General features: G+C 33.5%; 15 protein-coding genes and 1 tRNA gene. 9 read left to right on the forward strand and 7 right to left on the reverse strand.

Going from position 1 to position 13358, the window contains the following annotated elements:
- Positions 1-7 precede the first annotated feature (7 nt).
- Both G6042_RS11670 and G6042_RS11675 read right to left on the reverse strand, forming a co-directional pair.
- Positions 8-223 carry a hypothetical protein gene (locus tag G6042_RS11670; RefSeq protein WP_169524608.1) on the reverse strand — a complete coding sequence of 72 codons (216 nt, stop codon included), beginning with the start codon at positions 221-223 and terminating at the stop codon, positions 8-10.
- 486 nt (positions 224-709) lie between these two features.
- Positions 710-783, reverse strand: a tRNA-Ala gene (locus tag G6042_RS11675).
- 101 nt (positions 784-884) lie between these two features.
- Between G6042_RS11675 and G6042_RS11680 the strand changes: the two genes are divergently transcribed.
- From G6042_RS11680 to G6042_RS11695, 4 genes are all read left to right on the forward strand, one after another.
- Entirely contained in the window at positions 885-1649 is a 765-nt protein-coding gene (locus G6042_RS11680; RefSeq protein ID WP_169524609.1) for an enoyl-CoA hydratase/isomerase family protein, read from the forward strand.
- A gap of 3 nt (positions 1650-1652) precedes the next feature.
- On the forward strand, positions 1653-1826 hold the full coding sequence (locus tag G6042_RS11685; RefSeq protein WP_169524610.1) for a hypothetical protein: 174 nt from the start codon (positions 1653-1655) through the stop codon (positions 1824-1826).
- 39 nt (positions 1827-1865) lie between these two features.
- Complete coding sequence (locus tag G6042_RS11690; protein WP_169524611.1) at positions 1866-2315, forward strand: 6-pyruvoyl trahydropterin synthase family protein; 450 nt, start codon at positions 1866-1868, stop codon at positions 2313-2315.
- A gap of 220 nt (positions 2316-2535) precedes the next feature.
- Complete coding sequence (locus G6042_RS11695; protein WP_169524612.1) at positions 2536-3291, forward strand: UDP-2,3-diacylglucosamine diphosphatase; 756 nt, start codon at positions 2536-2538, stop codon at positions 3289-3291.
- A 66-nt stretch (positions 3292-3357) separates the two neighbouring features.
- Here the strand turns inward: G6042_RS11695 and recJ are convergent, their stop codons facing one another.
- Both recJ and G6042_RS11705 read right to left on the reverse strand, forming a co-directional pair.
- Positions 3358-5046, reverse strand: coding sequence for a single-stranded-DNA-specific exonuclease RecJ (recJ, locus tag G6042_RS11700; protein WP_169524613.1), 1689 nt, complete (start codon positions 5044-5046; stop codon positions 3358-3360).
- Positions 5047-5066: 20 nt separating this feature from the next.
- Positions 5067-5414, reverse strand: coding sequence for a hypothetical protein (locus G6042_RS11705; protein ID WP_169524614.1), 348 nt, complete (start codon positions 5412-5414; stop codon positions 5067-5069).
- A gap of 85 nt (positions 5415-5499) precedes the next feature.
- Here G6042_RS11705 and ade point away from each other — a divergent pair, with 85 nt between their 5' ends.
- Positions 5500-7122, forward strand: coding sequence for an adenine deaminase (gene ade / locus G6042_RS11710; RefSeq protein ID WP_169524615.1), 1623 nt, complete (start codon positions 5500-5502; stop codon positions 7120-7122).
- Between the two features lie 37 nt (positions 7123-7159).
- On the opposite strand, the gene G6042_RS11715 is transcribed toward ade, so the two are convergent.
- The 3 genes from G6042_RS11715 to G6042_RS11725 are packed head-to-tail and all read right to left on the reverse strand — an operon-like array spanning position 7160 to position 9307.
- Positions 7160-7609: a hypothetical protein gene (locus tag G6042_RS11715; protein ID WP_169524616.1), complete on the reverse strand. Its 450-nt coding sequence runs from the start codon at positions 7607-7609 to the stop codon at positions 7160-7162.
- 7 nt (positions 7610-7616) lie between these two features.
- Positions 7617-8327 carry a 16S rRNA (cytidine(1402)-2'-O)-methyltransferase gene (gene rsmI, locus G6042_RS11720; protein WP_169524617.1) on the reverse strand — a complete coding sequence of 237 codons (711 nt, stop codon included), beginning with the start codon at positions 8325-8327 and terminating at the stop codon, positions 7617-7619.
- Between the two features lie 23 nt (positions 8328-8350).
- Positions 8351-9307: a hypothetical protein gene (locus G6042_RS11725; protein ID WP_169524618.1), complete on the reverse strand. Its 957-nt coding sequence runs from the start codon at positions 9305-9307 to the stop codon at positions 8351-8353.
- 184 nt (positions 9308-9491) lie between these two features.
- Between G6042_RS11725 and G6042_RS11730 the strand changes: the two genes are divergently transcribed.
- The 4 genes from G6042_RS11730 to G6042_RS11745 all read left to right on the forward strand — a co-directional run bounded on the left by G6042_RS11730 (position 9492) and on the right by G6042_RS11745 (position 13309).
- The gene (locus G6042_RS11730) at positions 9492-10118 is read left to right on the forward strand and encodes a thymidine kinase (RefSeq protein WP_169524619.1); all 627 of its coding nucleotides are present in this window, start codon (positions 9492-9494) and stop codon (positions 10116-10118) included.
- Positions 10119-10184: 66 nt separating this feature from the next.
- Positions 10185-10451 carry a DUF6364 family protein gene (locus G6042_RS11735; RefSeq protein WP_169524620.1) on the forward strand — a complete coding sequence of 89 codons (267 nt, stop codon included), beginning with the start codon at positions 10185-10187 and terminating at the stop codon, positions 10449-10451.
- The gene (locus tag G6042_RS11740) at positions 10448-10861 is read left to right on the forward strand and encodes a PIN domain-containing protein (RefSeq protein ID WP_169524621.1); all 414 of its coding nucleotides are present in this window, start codon (positions 10448-10450) and stop codon (positions 10859-10861) included. Before G6042_RS11735 ends, G6042_RS11740 begins: the two co-directional genes overlap by 4 nt.
- A 3-nt stretch (positions 10862-10864) precedes the next feature.
- Complete coding sequence (locus G6042_RS11745; RefSeq protein ID WP_169524622.1) at positions 10865-13309, forward strand: bifunctional UDP-N-acetylmuramoyl-tripeptide:D-alanyl-D-alanine ligase/alanine racemase; 2445 nt, start codon at positions 10865-10867, stop codon at positions 13307-13309.
- Positions 13310-13358 lie beyond the last annotated feature (49 nt).

Genomic DNA, 13358 nt, shown 5'->3' on the forward strand with positions numbered 1-13358 from the left:
TTTTTTATTAGTCAGCTACTATTGGTTTTTTTCCACCTGTAGTATAATCAGCTACTACTGGTTTTTTTCCACCTGTAGTGTAATCAGCTACTACTGGTTTTTTTCCACCTGTAGTGTAATCAGCTACTACTGGTTTTTTTCCACCTGTTTCAATTGGAGTTGTAAATGACGTAACTACTAACAATAATGCTAATAATCCGAATGTTGATACTAATTTTTTCATAATTTGAGACTTTATAGTTTGTGTTTAACTTTCTGTTTCAGTGTGTTCCTTGTTAATCGATTTGAGGCAAGTAGGACACTTTCACGATGTAAAACTAAAAAGGATATGCTTCTTAAGCCTTATGAAATCAGGTGTTTATGGTAGAATGCACTCATTTGATAGTGAATGATATTCAAATACGAGTGAATGATTTTTGAGTTTTTTCTTTTTTGTGTCAAAATTTGACTCGTATAGGTGTTTTTTCGTGTGTTTCTGACTTGATTTTTTTGTTGTCGAGTATCGGGAGTCTAAAAAATAAAGTGGTCTTAAATCGAATCTAAAGTGGGTTTTCGAATCGGCTTTGAAAAATTATGATGAAAGATTTGATTGTTTTTTTAGAATGAATGAATGAAGAAGTCAATCAAAGAATAATTTAAAGGAATATCCAATTTGGATAAAAAATAAAAAAGCCGTCTCGTTTTTTGAACAAGACGACTTTTTGAAACGTGGAGAAGATGGGGCTCGAACCCACGACCTCTTGACTGCCAGTCAAGCACTCTAGCCAACTGAGCTACATCCCCAAAAATTATTAAGCAAATATATCATTTTATAAAAACAAATACGAAATTATGAAATAATCTTTTTTTAGATTTCTTATCTTTACATCAAATACATTTTCACTATGTCTGCCGAAAATTCCAATGGATCAATCGAAGTTCAAATCGAAAACAATATTGCAACCATAACATTTAGTCATCCAGCGAGTAATTCATTTCCGAGCGAACTATTACAAAAACTTACTGATGAATTGCAAAATTTACACCATAATAATAAGGTATCCGTAATTATTCTTCAAAGTACTGGGAAAACATTTTGCGCCGGAGCATCTTTTGACGAACTACTTTCCATCAACGACTTTGAAACTGGAAAAAAATTCTTTTCAGGATTTGCCAACGTTATTAATGCCATGCGAAAGTGTTCCAAAATCATCATCGGGAAAATTCACGGAAAAGCTGTTGGCGGTGGCGTTGGTTTAGCATCAGCTTGCGATTATGCTTTTGCACATCAAGATGCGTCGATTAAACTTTCTGAAATTGCTATCGGAATTGGACCATTTGTAATAGAACCAGCCGTTTCGCGAAGAATAGGACAAAACGCTACAACTGAATTAACCCTAAATCCAACTGATTGGAAATCGGCAACTTGGGCAAAAGAAAAAGGATTATACGCCAACGTATTTGAAAATCAGGAAGAATTGAGCGAAAACACAACTGCATTTGCACAAAAATTAGCAACCTACAATCCAGAAGCTTTATCCGAAATAAAAAAAGTTCTTTGGGAAAACACAGAACATTGGGACGAATTGCTTTATGAACGTGCTGCAATTTCGGGAAAGTTAGTGCTATCCGATTTCACCAAAAAAGCGTTAAATGAATTTAAAAAATAAATTATGTTTCTAATTTCTCTTTTTCAACAAACAAACATCGACGAAAAAATTCAAAATGCTCCCGATAACGGCTACCTAATTGGCGTTTGGATTGGAAATATTCTTCCGTTTGTGGTTTTAGTTGGATTAGCTTGGTGGATGTACATTCGTGCCAAAAAAAGACAAAACAACGACTAGATTATATTTTACTAAATTTGCACCGTAAAAATTTCTTCCATGAGTAACATCAGAATTACAAAACAATTCACTTTCGAAACCGGACACGCGCTTTATGGCTATGACGGAAAATGCAAAAACGTTCACGGACACAGCTATAAATTATCCGTAACCGTAATTGGAAAACCCATAACGGATACTTCTAACGTAAAATTTGGAATGGTTATCGATTTTTCTGATTTGAAAAAAATTGTAAAAGAAGAAATCGTCGATATTTTTGATCACGCCACTGTTTTCAACCAAAACACGCCACATATTGAGCTAGCTGCCGAACTAAAAAACCGTGGTCATCATGTAATTTTAGTCGAATATCAACCAACAAGCGAAAATATGGTCATCGATTTTGCCAAAAAAATTAAAGACCGATTGCCAAAAGGGATTCTACTACATTCCTTAAAACTACAAGAAACCGAAACCTCATTCGCCGAATGGTATGCTTCCGATAACTAATTTTTTAAGGAGCGAAACGTTCGGGATTTATCAAGAAACGTCATTCCAGCTTTTCGTTACAATACAAGCAAAAAAGCTTGTATTTTCTCTTCAATCTGGGCTATCAATTGATCAAATCGAACATTTATAAACGTTTGGGCAATCTTTTTTATCCATAAATCTATTTTCTATATTCAATTCTCTTTTTTCTCTCTTTCTAAAAAATCACTAATTTTACCAAATGCAAATCCAACCCAATAAAAAAATATATTTCGCTTCCGACCAGCATTTTGGCGCACCAACTGCCGAAGCTAGTTTTCCACGTGAGCAAAAATTTGTCGCTTGGCTTGACGAAGTTAAAAAAGATGCCGAATGTATTTTCCTTTTAGGTGATTTGTTTGATTTTTGGTTTGAATATAAAACCGTTGTTCCTAAAGGTTTCGTGAGAGTTTTAGGCAAACTTGCCGAAATTCGCGACAGCGGAATTCCAATCTATTTCTTCGTAGGAAATCATGATTTATGGATGCATGATTATTTTGAAAAAGAATTAAACATACCTGTTTATCACGACAACAAAGAATTTATTTTTAATAATAAAACGTTTTTAATTGGTCATGGCGACGGAAAAGGTCCAGGCGACAAAGGTTATAAACGCATGAAAAAAGTATTTGTTCATCCGTTTTCAAAATGGTTATACCGATGGTTGCATCCTGATGTTGGTGTGAAATTGGCACAATATCTTTCCGTAAAAAACAAACTGATTTCTGGTGAAGCTGATGTCAAATTCCTTGGCGAAGAAAACGAATGGTTAGTACAGTACGCCAAACGAAAATTAGAAACCAAGCACTACAATTACTTTGTTTTTGGTCATCGTCATTTACCAATGATAATTCCCGTTGGCGAAAATTCACAATATGCTAACCTTGGCGATTGGATTGGTTATTTCACTTACGGCGTTTTTGATGGGGAAAACTTTGAGTTGAAAGAATACAAATAAATAGAAGCAAATTTCACGAATTTGCACAAATTAATTAGTAAAAATTAGTGAAATTCGTGTTGAAAATTACCTCAAATCCTTCAATCGCAACTGAACCATAACATTGCCATTAAACTCATTTTCATCAATACAAAAAGCGATATCAAACGGATTTTGATTTTTAGTCAATTCCAATTTATTTCCCAATCCAAAACCAATTACACCAAAACCTTCGGAATTATGCTGCTTGACAAACAATTTTAAATGCTCATCATTTTGACCGATTGTTTTGCCATAACCAGTATCTTTCACTCCTTTTGCCATAAAAACTGGTGTCATATTTTGTGGTCCAAAAGGTTCAAATTGGTTTAAAATTCTAATCAATCTTTCGTTAATATCGGATAATTCAATTTCAGCATCAACCGATATTTCTGGAATTAACAAATCAGGATGAATAGTTTTTTCCACTTCTTTTTCAAAAGCTTCTTTGAAAGCAAGATAATTTTCTTCCTTCAAAGTCATTCCTGCAGCATACATATGTCCGCCAAATTGTTCCAAATGTTCCGCGCAAGCTTCCAACGCATTATAAACATCAAAATCTTTCACCGAACGAGCTGAAGCTGCCAATTTATCGCCACTTTTCGTAAAAACAATCGTCGGACGATAATAGGTTTCGGTCAATCGAGAAGCCACAATTCCGATTACACCTTTGTGCCAATTTTCATGATAAACTACCGTTGTAAACTTTTTTTGTTCGTTATTTTCTTCAATTTGCGAAAGCGCTTCAACTGTTATTTGTTTGTCCAAATCTTTTCTGTCCGAATTATGCTGTTCAATTTCGGAAGCAAAAAATTCTGCTTGGTCTAAATCATATTCCGTGAGTAAAGCAACGGCTTCGTTACCGTGTTTTATTCTTCCAGCAGCGTTAATTCGTGGAGCAATGATGAAAACGACATCGGTTATGGTTAAAACTTTCTTTTTTACATTTTGAATTAAAGCCTTAATTCCTGGTCGCGGATTAGAATTGATAACTTCCAAACCAAATTTAGCCAAAACTCGATTTTCTCCCGTAATCGGAACAATATCAGCCGCAATTGCAGTAGCAACCAAATCCAAATAAGGTATCAAATCTTCTATCGTTTGATTTCGGTTTTGTGCCAACGCTTGAACTAGTTTAAACCCAACGCCACAACCACAAAGTTCATCATACGGATAACTGCAATCATCACGTTTTGGATCTAAAACCGCAACGGCTTCGGGTAAGTTTTCGCCCGGTCGATGGTGATCACAAATGATAAAATCAATATTTTTTTCTTTAGCATAAAGTACATGATCAATCGATTTTATGCCACAATCCAACGCAATTATCAACGAAAATCCATTGTCTTCGGCAAAATCAATTCCTTTATACGAAATACCATAACCTTCATCATATCGATCCGGAATGTATGTTGCGACATTGGGATAAAAACTTTTCAAATAACTTGACATTAATGAAACCGCTGTTGTTCCGTCAACATCATAATCGCCAAAAACCAAAATATTTTCTCCTTCAGCAATGGCTTTTTCAATGCGAGAAACTGCTTTATCCATATCTTTCATGAGATACGGATCGTGCAAATCTTCCAAACTCGGACGAAAGAACTGTCGCGCATCGTCAAAAGTTTCAATGCCACGTTGCACCAAAAGTGTTGCAATCAATTCATCAACTTTGAGTTCGTCAACTAGATATCTTACTTTTTCTTGAGAAGGTTTTGGTTTTAAAGTCCAGCGCATTTGATATTAGATTTCGGATTTTAGATATTAGATTTTTTGAAGAAAACTTTAAAAACTATAAATTTCAACAGAACATATTCAAGTAATAAAACAACAATAAAAAGTAGCGATAAAAACAAACTATACATTTCAAAAGCAAAACTTATTCCGCCAATTCTTAAATCAGGTTCATTATAAATTTGATAAACCATACAAAGATTTAAAGATATATAGACAAGTACATTAACTAAAAGAATTAGTTTTCCTTTTCTTAAACCATTAGCATATAACTTATACATAAAGAAAATTATAATGGCAACGACAAGCTGAAGAAAAAGAAATTCTTTCATCAGAGAAGCAAATATTTCTTGATTATAAACTTTGTTCATTTATCAAAAATACAAAAAACACTACAAAAAAGAACAAGTGTTTTTCAATTTATAATTTGTTATTTTTGAATAAAAATAGTTTCAAATGCAAATTCAAGGACAAATTGTCGATATTCCAAACAAACGAATTTTTTCGGGTGAAATTACTGTTGAAAACGGAAAAATTAGTTCCATAATCGAAAAAGAACACAACATTCGAGATTATATTCTTCCGGGATTTATTGATTCACATATTCATATTGAAAGTTCGATGTTGGTTCCGTCGGAATTTGCTAAAATTGCGGTTTTACATGGGACAGTTGCGACAATTTCGGATCCGCATGAAATTGCCAATGTTCTCGGTAAAGAAGGCGTTTATTACATGATTGAAAATGGTAAAAAAGTACCGTTGAAATTTCATTTTGGCGCACCATCATGCGTTCCGGCGACGTTTTTTGAAACTGCTGGAGCTGTGATTGATTCAGAAGAAATTAAGAAATTAATGGCGCATCCCGATATTTATTATTTGGCAGAAATGATGAATTATCCAGGTGTTTTATTTGACGATGAAGAAGTTTTGAAAAAAATAGCTTGGGCAAAACATTTCAATAAACCCGTTGATGGTCATGCTCCGGGATTGCGTGGCGAACCGATAAAAAAATATATTTCTGCCGGAATTTCTACTGATCATGAATGCTTTACTTATGACGAAGCAGCCGAAAAATTATCGCTTGGCATGAAAGTCATTATTCGTGAAGGAAGTGCTGCCAAAAATTTTGAGGCGCTGATTGATTTGCTTCCTGAAAATTATGAAAATATGATGTTTTGTTCTGATGATAAACATCCTGATGATTTGATTTTAGGACACATCAACCAACTTTGTTCACGAGCAATTGCCAAAGGTTTTGATGTTTTCAAAGTCTTGCAAGTTGCCTGTGTCAATCCGGTGAAGCATTACAAAATGGATGTTGGTTTGTTGCAAGAAAATGATACTGCCGATTTTATCGTAGTAGAAAATTTAACCGATTTCAAAGTAAAACAAACGTATATCAATGGCGAATTAGTTGCTGAAAACGGCAAGTCATTTGTTCAACATGTTGATTTTGAAAAACCAAATAATTTCAATACTTCGTCAAAGGTTTTAAACGATTTTAAAATAAAAAGTTCCGCAAAAACCATTCGTGTTATTGAAGCTTTGGAAGGACAATTGATTACGAATGAAATTCATTGCACGCCAAAAATTGTTGATGGAAATTTAGTTTCCGATGTTGAAAATGATGTGTTGAAAATGGCGGTTGTTAATCGGTATTCCAATGCTGAACCAGCGATAGCTTTCATCAAAAACTTCGGATTGAAAAAAGGTGCGATTGCCAGTTCGGTAGCACACGATTGTCATAATATTGTGGTTGTTGGTACATCTGATGAAGAAATTTTAAATGCCGTAAATCTAATTATTGAAAATACCGGCGGAATTTGCGCGGTAAACGGCAACGAGAAAAAATCATTAGCCTTGCCAGTTGCCGGAATTATGAGCGACCAAAACGGTTGGGAAACTGGACGTTTGTATCAGGAAATTGACGCTATGGCAAAAGAATTAGGCAGTTCGTTAAAAGCACCGTTTATGACATTGTCATTCATGGCGTTACTCGTAATTCCTGATTTGAAATTATCAGATAAAGGTTTGTTTAGTGGAAAACAGTTTGCGTTTACGGATTTGGAAGTTGAATAGAGAAAAGATAAAAAAATATTTGAAGTATAATAAAAAACTACTTAACTGTAGTGCTTTTAATTATTTTAAAATGAGAATTGTTCAGAATTAATTCATTTCCTATTTGCAAACCTGTATAAGTTACTTTTTCGATAGCATCTACAATCTCTCCATCAGCTCTAACTTCTACAATTGGCGGACAGTCTTCACAATTAAAAGCCAAAGCTTTAATTTTTATGCTGTCATTCAGGAATATCGCTGTTCCTTTGTATTTGAAAATTTCTTCATGATATTCATATTTTGTAGTATCAGCTATGTTTATTGAAATCGGTCTCTTTTCAATAAAAACTATTTCTTTTTTGAAATGAATTTTCGTTTCAAAATCTTGACTACCATGAGAATAAATTTCGTGTTCAACACCTATAAATGTTTTGTCATTTAAAGAATTTTGACAAGATGAAAAAATGACAATTGAAATTAAAAACATGATTTTACTAAGTTTTCTCATAATACATTTAACTTTCGAATTTGTCTTGTTTCTTGCTTCTTCCTTCTAAAACCTTCCCACCAACAACCACAACAATTTCGCCTTTTGGAGGTTTTGCCTCAAAGTGTTTCAGTACTTCTTCGGTAGTTCCACGAATGGTTTCTTCGTGTAGTTTTGACAATTCTCGTGAAACGGAAACTGGTCTTTCGGCTCCAAAATATTGAATGAATTCCGCTAAAGTTTTTACTAATTTATGTGGCGAAACATAGAAAATCATTGTTCGGGTTTCTTCGGCAAGAGCTAAAAATCGAGTTTGTCTTCCTTTTTTTTCGGGCAAAAAACCTTCGAATATAAATCGGTCATTCGGCAAACCACTGTTGACTAACGCAGGAACAAAAGCTGTTGCGCCAGGCAAACAATCAACTTCTATATTATTTTCGACACAAGCGCGCGTCAACAAAAATCCAGGATCGGAAATGGCTGGCGTTCCGGCATCGCTAATTAACGCAATGGTTTCTCCGGCTTGCAATCGTTTGATTAAATTTTCCACCGTTTTGTGTTCGTTATGCATGTGATGACTATGCATGTGTGTGGAAATTTCAAAATGTTTGAGTAGTTTTCCGCTGGTTCGTGTGTCTTCCGCCAAAATCAAATCGGCTTCTTTCAAAACTTGAATTGCTCTGAAAGTCATATCGTCAAGATTGCCAATTGGCGTTGGAACTATATAAAGTTTGGACATTTAAGCTGAATTTATTTCAGTATCTACTTGAATTTTTTCTCCACGATTTCTAAAAATCGCTCCAAATATTCTTCTTTTCCAACCCAATAATTGTATTCAGGAATAACCATTTCGTTTAAGAAATTTTTCGCGTCAGCAAAAGTGTCAAACGTATTCAATTGCGATAAAACTCGGTTGTAATCTTCGTTGCTTTCGTTAAAAAGATGTTTTACAAAAGCAACTCTATCATTCAACGAAATAGAAATAGAATTGGACAAAACATCATTAAGCGAAACGACTTTTGGTTCGTCTTTTTCCTTTTTTGGTTCTTGGTCAAAAACCGAAATAAACTTATCGTTTAGCGTAACTTCATTTGGTTTCACAAAAACAGGTTCAGTAGCATAGCTATCACCAAAAATATCATCCAACGTTACTTGTTTGGTTTCTGTTTTTGCTGGAATTTCTTCTTTGATTTCTTCTTTAACTTCAACTACATTTTCTTCAACTTCTTCTTTTTCATCGCTATCGTCAAAAGAAAGTTCAAAAGCAGGTTTGAAATTTTCGCCAGCCAAAGCATCACTTTCGTGATCTTCTTTATCTTTTGCTTCCGCTACATCATTATCTTCAAAGCTTTCGTCTTCTACTTCATCTTCATCAATTATGATTTCACCAACAACAACGGGTTCTTCTTCCTCAATTTCTTCAATCGTTTCGATGATTTCTTCTTTGGTTTCAGCAATTGGTTCTGCTTCAACAATAGGTAAATCTACAGGATTTGTAGTTTCTTTTTCTGCCAAAAACGATTCTACTTTTTGCTCCATTTCATCTTGAGAAACTTCGCTTTTTAGTGCGTTATAGTTTTCTTCATAAAACTTTAAAATAGACAAAGCTTCGTATAATTTTTGAGTTTCTTTATACAGTTGGTCGATTTCTGACTTGTTTTTTAACTTCAATATTCGATGTGCAACGCTTATTAATTCAGCTTCCAATCTTTTTTTCATGAGTACAAATTATATTGAGATGAAATTATGTATATTTTTTTAATCGTTATTTGACCAAAGTTTAATCAATGTTTGAATAAATTTTTTCTAAATTTGAAACGATGTAAATGTATAAAATTTATATCGATAAGTTTTGTTACAAAGTAATAAAAACTATTCATTTTAAGCGCAAGAAAATTAGAAAATGTTTCTCGAAAATACAGTAAATCATAAAGAGCAATTTGGTTGGATTGAAGTCGTTTGCGGTTCGATGTTTTCGGGCAAAACAGAAGAACTCATCCGAAGACTAAAAAGAGCACAATTTGCTAAGCAAAAAGTGGAGATTTTCAAGCCATCAATCGACACTCGATATGATGATGAAATGGTAGTTTCTCATAATAAAAATGAAATTCGTTCCACACCAGTTCCAGCTGCAGCAAATATTAGAATTTTGGCGCAAGGATGCGACGTTGTTGGTATTGACGAAGCACAATTTTTTGATGACGAAATTGTAGCGGTTTGCAACGATTTGGCCAATTCTGGAATTCGAGTAATTGTTGCTGGACTAGACATGGATTTTAAAGGAAATCCTTTTGGACCAATGCCTGCGTTGATGGCAACTGCCGAATATGTTACTAAAGTTCACGCCGTTTGTACCCGAACTGGAAATTTAGCGCATTACAGTTTTAGAAAAACTGACAATGACAAACTCGTTTTGTTAGGCGAAACCGAAGAATATGAACCGCTAAGTCGTGCTGCTTATTTCAACGCTATGCGCGAAAATATGGTTGTAAAAGACGCCGAACATTTATCTGAAGAAAAAGAACAATAAAGAAAAATCCTTTGTACGGTAACTTTTTGTAATTTTGTACGTATAACAATAAATTTCAGATTTATTATGGATACTAAACTCACCTTAAAGCTTGATAAAAAAGTAATTGAAAAAGCTAAAGAATATGCTGCGAAGCAAAAAATTAGCGTGTCTTTTATAGTAGAAAATTATCTAAAAGCAATTACGACTAATCATAATGAAGAAAAAATTGAAGATTTAGAAATTTCAGATTTCGTAAAAAGCATTTCTTTGAATAATGGAGGAATTCCAGCCGATTTTGATTATAAAAAAGATCGACAAGATTATTTGATAGATAAATATAATTCGTTATGAAGGTATTTTTGGATACCAATGTGGTAATAGATTTAATTATTAGCAGAAATCCTTTTTATAAAGACATCGCTGAAATTGTAAAAATAGCTGAAAAAAAAGAAATAAAACTTTATACATCTTCATTGTCTTTTGTAAACACATTTTATGTTGCTTCAAAAGTTAATGCAAAAGGATTAGTAATTGAATCATTAAAAAAAATTAGAATTATTTGTGATGTAACGATTATTGATGAGTTAAATATTGACAAAAGTTTACTATCTGATTTTGAAGATTTTGAAGATGCAGTTCAATATAACAGTGCGTTCTATCATGATTGCGAATATATAATTACTAGAGATAAAAAGGGCTTCAAAAATTCAAAAATTACAGTTATGACTCCTGATGAATTTCTGATTTCTTTAAAAAAATAAAATTTGACACTTTCCATCCGAAATATTATTCCAATTATAAAAGCCAATTGGTTTGGGAATAATGATATAAGCATCATCGATACCATTTCTATCGATAGTCGTTCGTTGCAAAATGGCGAAAACACCTTGTTTTTTGCTATTTCTGGACCAAATCACGACGGACATCAATACATAGAAGAACTAATTTCAAAAGGCGTTCAGAATTTTGTGGTTACTCATTTTGATGAAAATCTAAAAAGTAAAGCTAATTTTCTTGTCGTAGAAAATACGCTGGAAGCGTTGCAAAAATTTGCCACTTTCTACCGAAGCCAATTTGATTTTCCAATCATTGGAATTACGGGAAGCAATGGAAAAACCATCGTTAAAGAATGGCTGAACTTTCTTTTAAGTCCAGATTATAACATCATCCGAAGTCCAAAAAGTTATAATTCGCAAGTTGGTGTTCCGCTTTCGATTGTTGGTATCAACGAAAAACACAATTTAGGGATTTTTGAAGCCGGAATTTCGCTGAAAAACGAAATGGAAAAACTGCAAAAAATCATCGATCCAACCATTGGCATTTTAACCAATATTGGTTCGGCTCATGATGAAGGTTTTGCGGATGTTGGCGAAAAAATCAAAGAAAAACTCAAACTTTTTACTTCGGTTAAAGTGTTGATTTTGAATAAAAACAAAACGATTTGTGCGTTTATCAACCAAAAAATAAAGCAATTCACTTGGTCGTCGGATGACAAAAGTGCCGATGTTTTTGTGACCAAAAAGAAAATCGATGAAATTACCGAATTGAACATTACGTATCAAGAAGAAACGTTTCCGGTTCACATTCCGTTTCAAGACCAAGCTTCGGTTGAAAATGCCATACATTGTTTGATGGTTATGCTGTATTTTGGCTATAATCCAAAAGTTATTCAAACCCGAATGACACAATTATATCCAGTAGAAATGCGCTTGAAAGTCAAAAATGGAATTTTCAATTGTACCATTATCGATGATAGTTATAGTTCTGATTTTCAATCTTTAAAAATTGCTTTGGATTTTCTAGAACATCAAAAACAACACAAAAAGAAAACCATAATTCTTTCGGATATTTTTCAAAGCGGTTTAACCAATGAAGAATTGTATTCGCAGGTTTCTCAGCTAATTATTTCCAATAAAATTACGCGTGTGATTGGCATTGGCGAAACCATTTCGCAGTTTAAAAACAAGTTCATCAACGGAATTTGTTTCAAAAATGTAACCGAATTTATTACTGCTTTTGACAATTTGAATTTTGAAAATGAAACCATTTTAATCAAAGGTGCGAGAGATTTTCATTTTGAAGAAATCGTTTCGTTGCTTGAAGAAAAGACGCATGAAACCGTTCTAGAAATCAACCTAAATGCGATTAGTCATAACTTGAATTTCTTTAAATCAAAATTGGCGCCGAAAACCAAATTGATGGTTATGGTCAAAGCTTTTGGTTATGGAAATGGCGGTTTTGAGATTGCAAAATTACTCGAACATCACAAAGTAGATTATCTTGGTGTGGCTTTTGCCGATGAAGGAATTTCGTTGAAAAATGCTGGAATTTCAGTTCCGATTATGGTTTTAAATCCAGAAACTACTAGTTTTTCATCTATAATTCAGCATCAATTAGAACCCGAAATTTATTCGATTAAAGGATTAAAAGCGTTTCTGAAAATAGCAGAACAAAAAAAATTGAAACATTTTCCAATTCATATAAAATTGGACACTGGAATGCATCGTCTTGGTTTTCAAGAAAATAATTTACCCGAATTGATAAAAACACTGCAAGGAAACGAAACGGTAAAAGTGAAAAGTATTTTGTCGCACATGGCAACCAGCGATGATTTAGCGCACAAAGAATTTGCAATTTCGCAAATTGAACTTTTTGAAAAACTTTCATCTCAATTGATGACGGAATTAAAAATAAAACCGATACGTCATATTTTGAATACATCTGGAATTTCAAATTATCCTGAAGCACAATATGATATGGTTCGATTAGGAATTGGTTTGTATGGTGTTTCCAACGATGATGAAGAACAAAAGTTTCTGGAAAATGTTGGTACTTTAAAGTCGGTCATTTCCCAAATTAGAACTATTGAAAAAGGCGAAAGTGTTGGTTATGGCAGACGATTTATGGCAGAACGACAAACCAAAGTTGCTACAATTCCTATTGGTTATGCCGATGGAATTTCAAGACATTTAGGCAATGGCGTTGGTTATGTGATAATCAATCAGAAAAAAGCGATAATTTTAGGAAGTGTTTGTATGGATATGCTAATGGTTGACGTAACCGAGATTGAATGCAAAGAAGGAAATACGGCGATTATTTTTGGGGAAAGACCAACAGTTGTTGAAATCGCTAAACTATTGCAAACCATTCCGTATGAAGTTTTAACAAGTATTTCGCAACGCGTCAAACGAATTTTTTATAGAGAATAAATACAATTTGTTAAAATTTTTATCTAATTTAGTATTTAGTTAACCAATT

Source organism: Flavobacterium solisilvae, from assembly GCF_012911605.1.
Classification (GTDB): Bacteria; Bacteroidota; Bacteroidia; order Flavobacteriales; family Flavobacteriaceae; genus Flavobacterium; species Flavobacterium solisilvae.